The organism is Stenotrophomonas sp. AS1 (assembly GCF_048957655.1).
Taxonomy (GTDB): Bacteria; Pseudomonadota; Gammaproteobacteria; order Xanthomonadales; family Xanthomonadaceae; genus Stenotrophomonas; species Stenotrophomonas bentonitica_A.
On sequence record NZ_JARVXM010000001.1, the window covers coordinates 605,438 to 620,770 of the forward strand.

Annotated in this window: 13 protein-coding genes; 5 read left to right on the forward strand and 8 right to left on the reverse strand. The window is 66.6% G+C overall.

Going from position 1 to position 15,333, the window contains the following annotated elements:
* Positions 1-79: 79 nt before the first annotated feature.
* Positions 80-289, reverse strand: a complete 210-nt coding sequence (locus PV764_RS02760; RefSeq protein WP_017356920.1) for a cold-shock protein — start codon at positions 287-289, stop codon at positions 80-82.
* A 301-nt stretch (positions 290-590) separates the two neighbouring features.
* Here PV764_RS02760 and PV764_RS02765 point away from each other — a divergent pair, with 301 nt between their 5' ends.
* Positions 591-1,064 carry a YaiI/YqxD family protein gene (locus PV764_RS02765; RefSeq protein ID WP_070427181.1) on the forward strand — a complete coding sequence of 158 codons (474 nt, stop codon included), beginning with the start codon at positions 591-593 and terminating at the stop codon, positions 1,062-1,064.
* Positions 1,065-1,200: 136 nt separating this feature from the next.
* Here the strand turns inward: PV764_RS02765 and PV764_RS02770 are convergent, their stop codons facing one another.
* Complete coding sequence (locus PV764_RS02770; protein WP_421116151.1) at positions 1,201-2,085, reverse strand: pseudouridine synthase; 885 nt, start codon at positions 2,083-2,085, stop codon at positions 1,201-1,203.
* 41 nt (positions 2,086-2,126) lie between these two features.
* Here PV764_RS02770 and PV764_RS02775 point away from each other — a divergent pair, with 41 nt between their 5' ends.
* The 3 genes from PV764_RS02775 (at position 2,127) to PV764_RS02785 (ending at position 6,035) form a co-directional block, all read left to right on the forward strand.
* Positions 2,127-2,678 carry a YaeQ family protein gene (locus tag PV764_RS02775; RefSeq protein ID WP_019183135.1) on the forward strand — a complete coding sequence of 184 codons (552 nt, stop codon included), beginning with the start codon at positions 2,127-2,129 and terminating at the stop codon, positions 2,676-2,678.
* Between the two features lie 10 nt (positions 2,679-2,688).
* A complete protein-coding gene (locus PV764_RS02780) occupies positions 2,689-3,873 on the forward strand; it encodes an NAD(P)/FAD-dependent oxidoreductase (protein WP_019183136.1) in 1,185 nt (394 codons plus the stop codon).
* A gap of 92 nt (positions 3,874-3,965) precedes the next feature.
* Positions 3,966-6,035 carry an EAL domain-containing response regulator gene (locus tag PV764_RS02785; RefSeq protein ID WP_046274339.1) on the forward strand — a complete coding sequence of 690 codons (2,070 nt, stop codon included), beginning with the start codon at positions 3,966-3,968 and terminating at the stop codon, positions 6,033-6,035.
* 144 nt (positions 6,036-6,179) lie between these two features.
* Here PV764_RS02785 and fabV read toward each other — a convergent pair whose 3' ends face one another.
* The 6 genes from fabV to queA form a co-directional block, all read right to left on the reverse strand.
* Entirely contained in the window at positions 6,180-7,439 is a 1,260-nt protein-coding gene (gene fabV / locus PV764_RS02790) for an enoyl-ACP reductase FabV (RefSeq protein ID WP_421116152.1), read from the reverse strand.
* A gap of 232 nt (positions 7,440-7,671) precedes the next feature.
* On the reverse strand, positions 7,672-8,646 hold the full coding sequence (gene secF / locus PV764_RS02795; RefSeq protein ID WP_019183139.1) for a protein translocase subunit SecF: 975 nt from the start codon (positions 8,644-8,646) through the stop codon (positions 7,672-7,674).
* 19 nt (positions 8,647-8,665) lie between these two features.
* Positions 8,666-10,519, reverse strand: coding sequence for a protein translocase subunit SecD (secD, locus tag PV764_RS02800; RefSeq protein ID WP_421116153.1), 1,854 nt, complete (start codon positions 10,517-10,519; stop codon positions 8,666-8,668).
* A 58-nt stretch (positions 10,520-10,577) separates the two neighbouring features.
* On the reverse strand, positions 10,578-10,922 hold the full coding sequence (gene yajC, locus PV764_RS02805) for a preprotein translocase subunit YajC (RefSeq protein WP_019183141.1): 345 nt from the start codon (positions 10,920-10,922) through the stop codon (positions 10,578-10,580).
* 155 nt (positions 10,923-11,077) lie between these two features.
* Positions 11,078-12,208, reverse strand: coding sequence for a tRNA guanosine(34) transglycosylase Tgt (gene tgt / locus PV764_RS02810; RefSeq protein WP_019183142.1), 1,131 nt, complete (start codon positions 12,206-12,208; stop codon positions 11,078-11,080).
* Positions 12,209-12,275: 67 nt separating this feature from the next.
* Complete coding sequence (gene queA, locus PV764_RS02815; RefSeq protein WP_421116193.1) at positions 12,276-13,307, reverse strand: tRNA preQ1(34) S-adenosylmethionine ribosyltransferase-isomerase QueA; 1,032 nt, start codon at positions 13,305-13,307, stop codon at positions 12,276-12,278.
* A 247-nt stretch (positions 13,308-13,554) separates the two neighbouring features.
* Here queA and PV764_RS02820 point away from each other — a divergent pair, with 247 nt between their 5' ends.
* Positions 13,555-15,051, forward strand: a complete 1,497-nt coding sequence (locus PV764_RS02820) for an aminotransferase class III-fold pyridoxal phosphate-dependent enzyme (RefSeq protein ID WP_421116154.1) — start codon at positions 13,555-13,557, stop codon at positions 15,049-15,051.
* The last annotated feature ends 282 nt before the right edge of the window (positions 15,052-15,333 follow it).

Here is a 15,333-nt window from a genome sequence, read left to right on the forward strand (position 1 = left end):
GCCAGGCATCGCCCAATAAAAAACGCCGGAAGCTTTCGCTTCCGGCGTTCAAGGCGACCTTACGGTTGCGGGGGGTCGATTAGACCGCCTGCACCTGGTCAGCCTGCATACCCTTCTGGCCCTGCACGGCGACGAAGGTCACCTTCTGGCCTTCCTGCAGCGACTTGAAGCCGGTGCCCTGGATCGCGCGGAAATGCACGAAGAGGTCCGGGCCGCTTTCCGGGGTGATGAAGCCGAAGCCCTTGGCGTCGTTGAACCACTTCACGGTGCCCTGCTGACGATCAGACATGTACTAACTCCTGAAACAATAGTTGAAATAATCGCGGCCGCCGCGTATCGGAGCCGAGACTGAGTTGCAGGCGTTGGTAAAGCGGATCGATGAGCAGATCGTGAGATCAACTGCACCAGGCCACGATTCACGGTGACCCTAGCAAACACAGTGTGGGTGACGATACTCGTGTTTTACCGAAAAAGCGATAGCTGGTTTATTCAGCCATCCTCCCCTTCCCGCCTGACAGGACAAGGGGTCGGGCGATCCTACACGAAACCGGAGCCCCTATTCAGATTTTTCCTACCTTAAGATCAGCCAAATGACCGATGCCCCGACCCCTAAAGTTCATATCTGGGTGGACGCCGATGCCTGCCCGGCCGTCATCAAGGAGATCCTGTTCCGCGCCGCCGAGCGCGCCGGGATCGAGATGACCCTGGTCGCGAACCACTGGCTGCGCACTCCCCCGTCCCGTTTCATCCGATCGGTACAGGTGCCGCCAGGCCTGGATGTGGCTGACAGCGTGATCGTCGAGCGGGTCCAGCCGGGCGACCTGGTCGTCACGCAGGACATCCCCTTGGCCGCCCTCGTATTGGATAAAAAGGCCGTCGCGCTCAACCCGCGTGGCGAGCTGTACACGCCCGACAACATGGCCGAGCGCCTGTCCATGCGCAATTTCATGGAGGAACTGCGCGGCTCGGGCATCCAGACCGGCGGGCCGGCGCCCCTGCACGCGCGCGACAAACAGGCCTTCGCCGCGCAGCTGGATCGTTGGCTGGCCAAGCGTTCAGTGTGATGAACCGCCAGCTGGATGAAGGTCCGGCGTGGCCCAGGACCGGTATCGGTAGTGCCGGCCGCTGGCCGGCTCCTCCTCAACACCTGCTGACGACAGGATCTACCCATGGACCCTGGCAGCCGGCCAGCGGCCGGTCCTACAGGTGGAGCGACAGCCCGCTGGAGAACGTGCGCCGCTCTCCGTTAAACGGGTCATCGAACGCCAATTCCTTCGCCAGCAGCTGCAGCGGCACCCTCGCCGGCGCATCCGCGCGCAGCTCCGGGTACAGATCGTCCCCCAGGATCGGCGCGCCCAGCCCCGCCATGTGCACGCGCAACTGGTGCTTGCGGCCACTCACCGGGTGCAGCCGGTAACGCCAGACCGGTCCGGTGCACTCGATCACCTCGACACGGGTCCGGGCATTGGGCTCGCCGGTCACCTCGGCCATGCGGAAAAACGGCTCGCCCGGGACCAGCCGGGTCTGGCGCTCAAGCGGGAACGCCACCTGCGGCAGGGCCGGCGCCAGGGCTTCGTAGACCTTCTCGATGCGCCGCTCGCGGAACAGGCGCTGGTAGGCATCGCGGCTCGCCGGCCGGGTCGAGAACAGCACCAGCCCGGCGGTCAAGCGGTCCAGGCGGTGCAGCGGCACCAGGTCGGGGTTGCCGGTGCGCGCCACCAGCCGCGCCAGCAGGGTCTCGCGCACGTAGCCGCCCGCCGGGGTGACCGGCAGGAAGTGCGGCTTGTCGGCCACCAGCAGCTCCGCGTCCTGATGGACGATGGCCTCGGCGAAGGGAATCACCGGCTCATCGGGCACTTCACGGAAGTAGACGATCTCCAGCCCGACCTGCCAGGGATGATCCGGAGCGAGCGCCCTGCCCTGCGCATCCTGCACGCGCCCACGGGCGAAGCGGCCCACCCACTGCGCGCGGTCGATGCGCGGGAAGCGCGCACACAGCCCGTCCAGCAGGCTCGGCCAGTCGCCAGGCGGCAACTGCAGGCGACTGGGCGCGGGGGTGGCAAGGATCGGATCGGACGGACTCATGGCGAACCATTATCATGGCGCTCTTTGTTTCAGGTATCCCCATGGCCCTCACCGCCACCATCCGCAAGGCCGAACTGCAGATCAGCGACATGGACCGCGGCTACTACGCCAGCCATACGCTGACGCTGGCCCAGCATCCGTCCGAAACCGACGACCGCCTGATGGTGCGCCTGCTCACCTTCGCGCTGAACGCCGACGACCGGCTGGAGTTCGGCCGCGGCCTGAGCGTGGATGACGAACCGGACCTGTGGCGCCGCGATTACACCGGCGACATCGAACTGTGGATCGAGCTGGGCCAGCCGGACGAGTCGCGCCTGCGCAAGGCCGCCGGCCGCGCGCGCGCGGTGCAGCTGGTCACCTACGGCGGCCGCGCCGCCGACATCTGGTGGGACCGCAACGCCTCCGCGCTGAAGAAGCTCGCCACGCTGGAGGTGATGGACCTGCCGGGCGAGTTCGTCACCGAATGGGGCGCGCAGATCGAACGCACGATGCAGTGGGACGTGCAGATCCAGGACGGCGAAGTGCAGTTGACCTCCGACAAGGCCCAGCTCAGCGTCATCCCCACCTGGCGCAAGCAGAAGCCGCAGGCCTGAGCGCGCTGAGATGTCCGTGATCCGATGCGATGTACTGGTGATCGGCGCCGGCGCGGCCGGGCTGATGTGTGCGATGACCGCTGGCAGGCGCGGGCGCATGGTGCAGGTGATCGACCATGCCAACAAGGTCGGCAAGAAGATCCTGATGTCCGGCGGCGGGCGCTGCAACTTCACCAACACCGGCACCACGGCCGCCAACTTCCTGTCGGCCAACCCGCACTTCTGCAAATCCGCGCTGGCCCGTTACACCCCCTGGCACTTCATCGAGATGGTGGAGCGGCACGGCATCGCGTATCACGAAAAAGAACTGGGCCAGCTGTTCTGCGACATCTCCTCCAGGCAGATCGTGAAGATGCTGGTGGACGAATGCCAGGCCGCCGGGGTGCAGATCCGCACCGACTGCGGGGTGCAGAAGGTCGAGCGCGGCGCGGACGGTTTCCACGTGCACACCGCGCAGGGTCACTTCCACGCCGCCTCGCTGGTGGTCGCCACCGGTGGCTTGTCGATCCCGAGCATGGGCGCCACCGGCTTCGGCTATGAGCTGGCCCGCCAGTTCGGCCACGAGGTTCTGCCGACCCGGGCCGGGCTGGTGCCGCTGACCTTGAGCGGCAAGCACCAGGAGCGCTTCAACGAGCTCAGCGGCGTCGCCCTGCCGATCGAGGCACGCTGCAACGGGGTCGAGTTCCGCAATTCGATGCTGATCACCCACCGCGGCATCAGCGGCCCGGCGATCCTGCAGATCTCTTCGTACTGGCAGCCCGGCGATGAGCTGCGGCTGGACCTGCTGCCGGGCCAGGACGCGCTGGGCTGGCTGCGCCGGATGAAGGCCGAGCGCGGCGCCGCCGAGCTGCGCACGGTGCTGTCCGAGGTGCTGCCGCGGCGGCTCGCGCTGCGCCTGTGCGAGCACTGGCTGCCGGACCGGCTGGTGCGCCAGATCGATGAGCCGCAGCTGCGCGAGGCGGCCGATCTGCTGCAGAATTTCCCGCTGGTGGCCAGTGGCACCGAGGGCTACCGTACCGCCGAGGTGACGCTGGGCGGGGTCGACACCCGCAAGGTGTCCTCCAGTACCTTTGAATCGCAACTGGTTCCCGGCCTGCACTTCATCGGGGAGGTGCTGGACGTGACCGGCTGGCTGGGGGGCTACAACTTCCAGTGGGCCTGGGCCTGTGGCCATGCCGCGGGCAGCGTGGCCTGAGCCGGGACCCGCGTTCCGTGATCGGCTACGGTTTGCCGCATGGACGTAGTCACACGCATCGTGTATCAAGTTTGCAGTCCGGGGAGTACTGAATGCAGAACGCGAATGACATGACGGTCCGCCTGCTGATCGTGGACGACAGCGGCGAGAACGCCGAGACCATCGTCAGCACGCTGCGCAACAGCGGCATCGCGGTGCGCCCGACGCGCCCGCAGCACAGCGAGGAACTGGCCCACGTCCTGGGCACCCAGCCGATCGACCTGGTACTGGTCGCTGCCGCCCAGAGCATCCCGCTGCTGCAGGTCACCCAGCAGATCGCGGCCAGTGGCAAGGACATCCCCATGATCCTGCTGGCCGAGTCGATCAATGAGAACGAGTGGGTCGAGGCCGGTGCCAATGGCATCCGCGCCATCGCCCTGCGCCACCGCCCCGAGCACCTGCTGGCGGTGGTGCGCAATGAATGGACCGATCTGCACGCGCGCCGCGGGCTGCGCCGGATCGAGGCCCAGATGCGCGAGACCGAGCGCCGCTGCGACGCGCTGATCTCCTCCTCGCGCGACCCGATCGCCTATGTCCATGAAGGCATGCACATCCGCGCCAACGAGGCCTACCTGGAGATGTTCGGCTACGAGACCTTCGATGATGTGGAGGGCATCTCGCTGCTGGACATGGTCGCGCCGCAGCACGTGGACGGCTTCAAGCAGCTGCTCAAGTCGATGAGCAAGGGCGATGCACCGCCGCCGCAGTACCAGGTGGACGCACGCAACCAGGACGGGGCGGTGTTCCCGGCCACGATGGAGTTCACCCAGGCCAGCTACGAAGGCGAATCCTGCCTGCAGGTGGTGTTCCGCCGCCGCATGGAGTTCGACCCGGAGCTGGCGCGCGAGGTCGAGGACCTGCGCCAGCGCGACCAGGTCACTGGCCTGCTCAACCGACCGACCTTCATGCTGCATGTCGAAAATGCCGTGGCCCAGGCCGGCCGCAGCGAGGGCCGGTTCGGCCTGCTGCTGGTCGAGCCCGACCACTATGCGCGCCTGCTGCCCGAGATCGGGCTGGACTCGGCCGACGCGCTGATCGGTGCCCTTGCCCGCGTGCTGGCCCAATCCGTTGGCGACGCTGCCCAGGTGGCCCGCTTCGGTGAACACAGCTTCGCCGTGCTGACCGAAGCACCCTACGCGCAGACCGTCGCCTTGGCCGACCAGATCCGGGCCGCCTTCGCCGCGCAGGTGTTCAGCATCGGCGAGCGCTCGGCCACAGTCACCGTCAGTGTCGGCGGCGTGCAGGTCGGCGAAAAGATCGCCAGCATCGGCCAGGTGCTGGCCCGCGCCACCGAGTGCACGCAGGCAGCCCTGGAACTGGGCAACACCACCCGGGTGTTCGACCCGGCGGCGGTGGACCGCGTGGAAGAAGAGCGCATCCAGCACTGGGTGGCCCGCATCCGCCAGGCGCTGGACGGCGATGGCTTCCAGCTGCATTACCAGCCGGTGCTCAACCTGCAGGGCGAAGCGCTGGAGCTGTACGAGGCCTACCTGCGCCTGGAGCACAACGGCGAGCTGCTCAGCCCGACCGCGTTCCTGGGCATCGCCGAGGAGCACGGCCTGCTGGCCGACATCAACCGCTGGGTGGTCACCCACGCGATCGGCATGCTCGCCGCACGCAGGCGCGAAGGCCACGTCACCCACCTGATGGTCAAGATCACCCCGGAGTCGTTCAACGACCCGCAGATGATCGTCACCCTGCGCCGCGAGCTGCAGGCCCAGGGCGTGCCCGGCGAACAGCTGTGGCTGCATGCGCCGGAGGCAAAGGTGTTCACCCACCTGCGCAATGCGCAGCAGTTCCTGGCGGCGATCGCGCCGCTCGGCTGCCGGATCGGCCTGGAGCAATTCGGCTCGGGGCTGGACTCGTTCCAGCTGCTGGCCCATTTCCAGCCGCAGTTCCTCAAGCTGGACCGCGACTTCACCTGCGACCTCGCCAGCACCCGCGAACACAGCGGGAAGATCAGCGAGATCACCGCGCGGGCGCAGGCCGCCAACATCCGCACCATCGCCGAGTTCGTCGCCGATGCCAACTCGATGAGCCTGCTTTTCAGTGCCGGGGTGGACTACGTGCAGGGCGACTTCGTCGGCCCGGCCGGCCCGGTGATGGATTTCGATTTCAGCTGATTGGGAGCGTCACGACCAACGGTCGTGACCTACCCTCTTCCGCGCATCATTGGGGGCACCGCGCGTGCATCGATGGGGTCACCGCGCGTGCATCGATGGCCGCGCGGGTAGATGCCGACCGTTGGTCGGCATCCATCCTTCCGGTCAGGCCATCTCGACCAGGTTCGGGATCTTCACATCGGTCGCGACATCGGCATCGTAGTCCACACCTTCCACGCCGAACCCGAACAGACGCAGGAAATCGGCCTTGTAGCCGGCCAGATCGCTGATCTCGTAGAGGTTCTCGTTGGTCACCTGCGGCCACAGCGCAACCACTTCGCCCTGCACCTCCGGCGCCATTTCCTTGTAGTCCGCGCGCAGGCGGCCGGCGTCGTCGATCAGCTCGACCTTGCGGCCGCCATCGGTGACCAGGTCGTGGCGCAGGCGCTCGGTCGCGGTACCCGCGTCCTTGCCGCCGTAGAGGATGTCGTACAAGGTATCGAGCTGTTCGATGCAGCCCTCGTGGGTGCCCTTGGCCTTCATCACCTTGAACAGCAGCGACAGGTACAGCGGCATGGTCGGGATCGCCGAGCTGGCCTGGGTGACCACGGCCTTGAGCACCGATACGCGCGCATCGCCACCGATCGGCACCAGCTTCTGACGCAGGCCGACGACCTTCTCGTCCAGATCCTTCTTGGCCGCGCCGATGGAGCCGTTCCAGTAGATCGCCTGGGTGATTTCCTCACCGACGTAGGTGAAGGCCGTGGTGGTCGCGCCTTCGGCCAGCACACCGGCCTCGAGCAGCGCATCGATCCACATCTGCCAGTCTTCGCCGCCCATGACGGCGACGGTACCGGCGATCTCTTCCGGCGTGGCCGGCTCGATCGTCGTTTCCGTGATCACTTCCTTGTCGGTATCCAGGCCGCGCAGCGTGATCGGTGCGCCGATCGGCTTGAGCGTGGAGCTGATCACTTCACCGGTCCTGGGATGCTTGCGGCGCGGCGCGGCCAGGCTGTACACCACCTGGTCGACCTGGCCGAGATCCTGCTTGATCAGCTCGATGACCTTGGCCTTGACCTCGTCGGAGAAGGCATCGCCGTTGACGCTCTTGGCGTACAAACCAGCCTGCTCGGCGTACTTGTGGAACGCGGCGGTGTTGTACCAGCCGGCAGTGCCGGGCTTGGTCTCGGTACCCGGACGCTCGAAGAACACGCCCAGCGTGGCGGCATCACTGCCGAACGCCGCCGTGATGCGCGCAGCCAGGCCGTAGCCGGTGGAGGCACCGAGCACCAGCACCTTCTTCGGCCCGTTGGTGATCTTCGGCTTGGACTGGATGTACTCGATCTGCTGCTTGACGGCCGCATCGCAGCCGACGGGATGGGTGGTGACGCAGATGAAGCCGCGCACACGCGGTTTGATGACCATGTAAACCTCGAGGGGGACTGGCGCAGGGCGGACCGGCGCGATGAAAAGGGAGGTCGCGCGCCACCTGGGCGGCTGCGCGGAACGCAAGGGATCGTAGTGCGCAGCGCCGCGGAGTACAACCGACGGGGGTGTATGGGAGGTGACGGTCCCGCCTTGGCACGCTCTGCGGGCAGCCCCAAAAGAAAGGCCGCGCAATGCGCGGCCTTCCGGATGTTGCAGACCACCAGAAACCTTACGGACGACGCTCCAGCGCTTCCACGTCCTTGGCCTTCGGCAGCAGATCCTGCTTGGTCACCGCCAGTGCGCCCATCGTCAGCAGCGGGCAGGCGATGAAGATCGACGACAGCGTACCGATCACCGCACCGATCATCTGGCTCAGCGCCAGCCCTTCCAGCGAACCACCGCCGTACAGGTACAGCGCCAGCACCGACAGGAAGAACACCAGCGAAGTGATGATCGTGCGCGACAGCGTCTGATTGATCGAACGGTTCATCACTTCCAGCGGTTCCACACGCAGGCTGCGGAAGTTCTCACGCACACGGTCGAACACCACGATGGTGTCGTTGATCGAGAAGCCCATCACCGACAGCAGGCCGGCCAGCACGGTCAGATCGAACTCACGGCCACTCAGCGAGAAGTAACCCGCCACCACCAGCACGTCGAACAGCGTGGTGATGATCGCCACCATCGCGAACTTCCACTCAAAGCGGAAACCGATGTAGATCAGGAAGCCGATCAGCACGAACAGCGCCGCGTACAGGCCGTTCAGGGCCAGCTCTTTACCCACCTGCGGGCCGACGAACTCGGCGCCCACGATGGCGGCCTGGTTGCCCTCCATCGAGATCGCCTTCTGCACGGCTTCGGCGGTGCGGTTGTTGGCTTCACCGGCGTTCTCGCCTTCGGCCATTTCCTGCGGCTGCAGGCGGATCAGCAGGTTGCTGCCGCTGCCGAAGCTCTGCACCTGGGCACCGGCATAGCCGGCGCCTTCCAGATGCTCACGCACGGCATCGACGTCAGCCGGCTTGTCGAAGCGCACTTCGACCACGGTGCCGCCGGTGAAGTCCAGCGCGTAGTTGAAGCCCTTGAAGGCAATGCAGCCGATGGCGGCAATGAACACCAGGGCAGCCAGCGAGACAGCCACCCAACGGGTGCGCATGAAGTCGAACTTGGTGTCGTTCGGGATCAGATGCAACGGGAAAAGTTTCATGGTTTGTATTCGCTTCCCGTCAGATGGCCAGGGTCTTGAGCTTCTTGCGGCGGCTGTAAAGCAGCACGGCAAGGGCACGCGAGACGGTGATTGCAGTGAACATGGAGGCCAGGATGCCGACGATCATGGTCACGGCGAAGCCCTTCAGCGGGCCGGTACCGAACGCATACAACGCCACACCCGCCAGGATGCCGGTGAGGTTGGCGTCCAGGATGGTCCCGGAAGCCTTCTCGTAACCGGCCACGATGGCCGCCTTGGGCGGCATGCCGGCCCGCAGCTCTTCACGGATACGTTCGTTGATCAGCACGTTGGCGTCGACCGACAGGCCGATCGACAGCGCCAGGCCGGCGAAGCCGGGCAGCGTCATCGTCGCGCTGAACAGTGACATCACCGCCACCACGATCAGCAGGTTGAACAGCATCGCCACCGAGGTGATCACGCCGAACATCCGGTAGTACACGGTGAAGAAGATCAGCGTGAACAGGAACGCGAAGCCGACCGCGGTCACGCCGCGCTCGACGTTCTCCGCACCCAGGCTCGGGCCGACGATGCGTTCTTCAACAAAGTCCATCGGCGCGGCCAGCGAGCCGGATTTCAGCAGCTTGGCCAGGTTGTCCGCTTCGAGCTTGTCCAGGCCGGTGGTCTGGAAGTTCTTGCCGAACACGCCGTTGATGTTGGCGACCGAGATCACTTCTTCCTTGACGCGGAAGCTGCGCACTTCCTTGCCGTCGACCACGTTCACGGTCGGGATGCGCTCGGTGTAGACCACCGCCATCGGCTTGTTCACGTTGGCGCTGGTGAAGTCGAACATGCGCTGGCCGCCGACGTTGTTCAGCGTCACGCTCACTGCTGCCGAACCGTTCTGGTCGGTGGTGGCCTGCGCGGCGACCATCTGGTCACCGGTCACGATCACGCGCTTGTTGAGCAGGATCGGGCCGCGGTTGTCGCGTTGCTGGTAGACCTTGGCCTCCGGCGGGATGCGGCCGCTGGCGATCGCGTCCTGGGCGTTGCCTTCAACCACGGCGCGGTATTCCAGCGTCGCGGTGGCACCGATCATGCGCTTGGCTTCGGCGGTGTCCTGCACGCCGGGCAGCTGCACGACCACGCGGTCGGCACCCTGGCGCTGGATGATCGGCTCGGACACGCCCAACTGATTGACGCGGTTGCGCAGCGTGTTGACGTTCTGCTCGATGGCGCCATTGGCGATCGCGGTCAGCTCCGTCTCCGGCATGCTCACGGTGATGCGGTTGCCCGCCACCTCGTAGCCCAGCGTCGGCTGCGCCTTGACCATGACCTCGCGGGCACGCGCGGCCGCATCGGCACCGGCAGACGGGCTGATGGTGGCCACGATGGTGTTGTCGCCACGGCGCTCGACCGACTGGTAGGCGATGCGGGCATCGCGCAGGCTGGTGCGCACGTCTTCGGCGTAGGCGTCCAGACGCTTGTCCAGTGCCGCCTTCTGGTCGACCTGCAGCACGAAGTGGACGCCGCCCTGCAGATCCAGGCCCAGCACCATCGGCTTGGCGCCCAGGTCGCTCAGCCAGTCCGGCACGGTGGAAGCCAGGTTCAGGGCGACCACGTAGTCCTCGCCCATCTCGTCGCGCAGGGCGTCGTTGGCGGCGGTCTGCGCCTGCAGCGTCGGCAGGCGCACGATCAGGCTGTCGCCTTCCTTGGCCACCGACAGCGGCTCCACGCCGGCCTGCTTGAGGTCACCCAGCACACGGTCGCGCAGGGCGTCGTCGATCTGCCCGCCACGGTTGGCGGTGATCTGCACGGCAGGGTCCTTCTGGTAGATGTTGGGCAGCGCGTACAACGCACTGACCGCCAGCACGATCAGGATGAGGAAATACTTCCAGCGTGGAAATTCGAGCATTGCTTGGGTCCCGCGCGGTGCCCGTCCCGGCACCGCGGTTGAACGGAAAGGAGGTGGATCAGTTGGCCGACTTCAGCGTGCCGGTCGGCAGCACATTGCCCACGGCGCCCTTCTGCACGCGGATGCGCACGTTTTCGGCCACTTCGATGGTGATGAAGTTGTCGCCGATGTCGGTGACCACGCCGGCGATGCCGCCGTTGGTCAGCACTTCGTCACCGCGCTTGACCTTCTCCAGCATGGCCTTGTGTTCCTTCTGGCGCTTCATCTGCGGGCGGATCATCAGGAAGTACATGATCGCGATCAGGATGATCGGGAACAGCAGGGTGGTCAGACCCATGCCCTGCGGCTGGCCACCGGCGGCCTGGGCGTTGGCGGTGGGGATCAGGAAGGCGAGCAGGTTCATAGTGTGTCCTTGGGTTGGGAGGCGCCCCGCCCCCTTTGAGGGTCAGGGTGTCGCCGCGAAACGGGGGTCAGCCTCGAAGTATGCCATGGCCCCGGGAGTTCGTCCTTGGGCCGTTTGGCAGGGTCGGCGCGCCGGAGCGGCCGGCCGGGGTCACTTTACAGCGCGGGCGTGACCGCACCACGGGCCGCGTAGAAAGACTCGCGGAAGGCGGCAAAGGTTCCCGCCGCGATCGCCTCGCGCATGTCGGCCATCAACTTCTCGTAGTAATAGAGGTTGTGGATGGTGCCCAGCATGGGCGCCAGCATCTCGTTGCAGCGGTCCAGGTGGCGCAGGTAGGAACGCGTGTAACCGCTGGTGCAGGCGTGGCAGCCGCAGCCCGGCTCGATGGTGTCCATGTCGCGCTCGTAGCGGGCGTTGCGGATGCGCACGGTGCCGAACGAGGTGAAATAGTGGCCGTTGCGGGCGTTGCGGGTCGGCATCACGCAATCGAACATGTCCACGCCGCGGGCGACGCCTTCGACCAGATCTTCCGGGCGGCCCACGCCCATCAGGTAGCGCGGGCGGTCGGCCGGCAGGATCGGGTGCATGTGGTCGAGCATGGCGTTGCGCTCGTGCTCGGGCTCGCCCACGGCCAGGCCACCGATGGCGTACCCGTCAAAGCCGATCTGCTGCAGGCCTTCGGCCGAGCGGCTGCGCAGGTCGTGATGGACACCGCCCTGGACGATGCCGAACAGCGCTGCGTCATTGCCCAGTTCATCGTGCGCGTTGCGGCTGCGCTGGGCCCAGCGCAGGCTGAGCTCCATCGAGGTGCGCGCGACCGGCTCGGTGGCCGGGTACGGGGTGCACTCGTCGAAGATCATCACCACGTCCGAATCCAGCACCTTCTGGATGCGCATGCTCTCTTCCGGACCCAGGAACACACGGGCCCCGTCTGTCGGCGAGGAGAAGGTCACGCCCTGCTCGGTGATCTTGCGGCGGTGGGCCAGCGAGAACACCTGGAAACCGCCGGAGTCGGTCAGGATCGGGCCATTCCAGCGCGCGAAGCCGTGCAGGCCGCCGTGGTCGGCGATCACGTCCAGGCCCGGGCGCAGGTACAGATGGAAGGTATTGCCGAGGATGATCTCCGCACCCAGGGCGCGGATCTGCTCCGGCAGGATGCCCTTCACCGAGCCATAGGTGCCCACCGGCATGAAGGCCGGGGTTTCCACGGTCCCGCGCGGGAAGGTCAGGCGGCCGCGGCGGGCGCGACCGTCGGTGGTCTGGAGCTGGAACTGGAGTCGGGACATGGAGCGGTCATTCGGGCAGATAGTCTGCCATTGTCGCCGAAAACGGCCGCGCCTGCCCCGCCCCCGGTCATTCCCCCTGCGGGAACAGCAGCATCGCATCGCCATAGCTGAAGAAGCGGTACTTCTCCGCGATCGCCGCCTGATAGGCCTCGAATACGCGGTCCTTGCCGGCAAAGGCGGAAATCATCATCAGCAGCGTGCTTTCCGGCAGATGGAAGTTGGTCACCATCGCGTCCACGCTGCGGATCCGGTAGCCGGGGGTGATGAAGATCTGGGTTTCACCGGCGTACGGCAGCAGCTCGCCGTCGCGCATGGCGCTTTCCAGGGCCCGTACCACCGTGGTGCCGACGCCGATCACCCGGCCACCCGCGGCGCGGGTGCGGCGCACCTGCTGCACCAGTTCGGCGCCGACGTTCAGCCATTCGCGGTGCATCACGTGGTCGGTCAGATCGTCCACGCGGACCGGCTGGAAGGTGCCCGCGCCCACGTGCAGGGTCACATGACCGAACTCCACGCCCTTTTCCTTCAACGTGGCCAGCAGGGCCTCATCGAAGTGCAGGCCGGCGGTCGGGGCCGCCACCGCGCCGATCTCGCGGGCAAAGACCGTCTGGTAACGCTCGCGGTCGTCCACGCCCGGCTCGCGCTGGATATAGGGCGGCAACGGCAGCCGGCCGGCGTGCAGCAGCCACTGCTCCAGCGCCTCGGGCGCGTGGAACTGCAGCACGTAGAACTCGCCGTCGCGCCCCAGCACTTCGGCCTCGCCACCGGCATCCAGGGCAATGCGGCTGCCCGGCTTGGGCGACTTGCTGGCGCCGACCTGGGCCCGCGCCTGCTGGCCACCGAGCAGGCGCTCGATCAGGATTTCGACACGGCCCCCGCTGGCCTTCTGGCCGAACAGGCGCGCCGGGATCACCCGGGTATCGTTGAACACCATCAGGTCGCCTTCCCGCAGCAGCTCGGGCAGGTCGCGCACCTGGCGGTGGTCGAAGGCGGCCGGGGCCGGCGGCACCACCATCAGGCGGCTGGCCGAACGCTCGGCGAGCGGAGCCTGGGCAATCAGTTCAGGCGGCAGGTCGTAGTTGAAATCGGACTTCTTCAAGGGAGCGCACGGCAACGTGTAGGCAATGTCGGCCATTGTACGACTGGCTCCCGGTAGCAACCCAGCCTTGTGCGAACGTCGCGCAAAATGCTGCTTTGCAACAGTTTTTGGCGGGGTTATCGCGCGAAAAACCGCGTGCTAGCATCGAGCCGGAAGTCTGATGCACGAGCAGGAATGGCCGAAGCGCGCGCGAATAGACGCGCGTTTTGCTTTTCCGCCGTGCCGCCATCGTTTCAGGAGATCTGCAATGAGCTTCATCGAACGTCTTGCCCCACTCCGCGCCCAGCCGGGCACCCGCCTCACCACCGGCCTGGATGACGCCACCCTCGAACGCCTCGCCGCCGGCCACCCCGCGCTGGTCGCCGCCATCGACGCCGCCGCCACTGAGTTCGAGCGCGTGCGCGCCGATCTGGGCGACCTGCTGGCCCTGGACGAGCGCGCCCAGATCGATGCGATGCAGGACGGCTTCGTCAACTTCTATGCCGACGATGCCGTCACCCCGTACGTCGCCCTGGCCGCCCGTGGCGCATGGGTGGTCACACTGAAGGGCGCGGTGCTGTACGACGCCGGCGGCTACGGCATGCTCGGCTTTGGCCACACCCCCGAACCGGTGATGGACGCCATGGCGGCCCCGCAGGTGATGGCCAATGTGATGACCCCCAGCCTGTCCCAGCAGCGCTTCATCCAGGCCCTGCGCAAGGAGATCGGCCACCGCCGCGGCGGCTGCCCGTACAGCCACTTCATGTGCCTCAATTCCGGCTCCGAAGCGGTCGGCCTGGCCGCCCGCATCGCCGACGTCAACGCCAAGCTGCAGACCGATCCGGGGGCCCGCCACGCTGGCGCCAGGATCAAGCGCGTGGTGGTCAAGGGCAGCTTCCACGGCCGCACCGACCGCCCGGGCCTGTATTCCGATTCCAGCCGCAAGACCTACATGCAGCACCTGGCCAGCTACCGGGGCGAAGACAGCGTGATCGCGATCGCGCCGTACGACGAAGACGCACTCAAGCGCGTGTTTGCCGAGGCCGAGCAGAACCATTGGTTCATCGAGGCGATCTTCCTGGAGCCGGTGATGGGCGAAGGCGACCCGGGCCGTTCGGTACCGCCGTCGTTCTATGCGCTGGCCCGTGAGCTGACCCGCCAGCACGGCAGCCTGCTGCTGCTCGACTCGATCCAGGCCGGCCTGCGCGCGCACGGCGTGCTCTCGATCGTGGATTACCCGGGCTTCGAAGGCCTGGACGTGCCGGACATGGAGACCTATTCCAAGGCACTCAATGCGGCCCAGTTCCCGCTCTCGGTGCTGGCCGTGACCGAACACGCCGCGCAGCTGTACCGCAAGGGCATCTACGGCAACACCATGACCTCCAACCCGCGGGCACTGGACGTGGCCTGCGCCACGCTGTCACTGCTGACCCCGCAGGTGCGCGAGAACATCCGCGTGCGTGGCGAGGAAGCGGTGCGCAAGCTGGAACAGCTCAAGACCGAGCTGGGCGGGCTGATCACCAAGGTCCAGGGCACCGGCCTGCTGTTCTCCTGCGAGCTGGCCCCGCAGTTCAAGTGCTACGGCGCCGGCTCCACCGAGGAATGGCTGCGCAACCACGGCATCAACGTGATCCACGGCGGCGAGAACTCGCTGCGGTTCACCCCGCATTTCGGCATGGACGGCGAAGAGCTGGACCTGCTGGTCGGGCTGGTGGGCCGCGCATTGAAGGAAGGTCCGCGCCGCGAGCAGTCGCAGGCGGCCTGAGGCCGGCGGTACAGACAACGGCAGCCGACCGTTGGTCGGCCGCCACGAACCCGGTAGAGCCGACCGTTGGTCGGCCGCCACGAACCCGGTAGAGCCGACCGTTGGTCGGCTCCCACGAACCCGGCAGAGCGACCATTACCCAGCCCCATCCCCGGGCCCCGATTGGCCTCCACGCCCATAACGCGCGATAATCACCGCCCGCATCCGCGGAACGACACCCCGTCACGAGACCGGAACACTGGTCATCGGCGGGGCTTTTTCGTTTCCGCCGCGTCAGTTTCT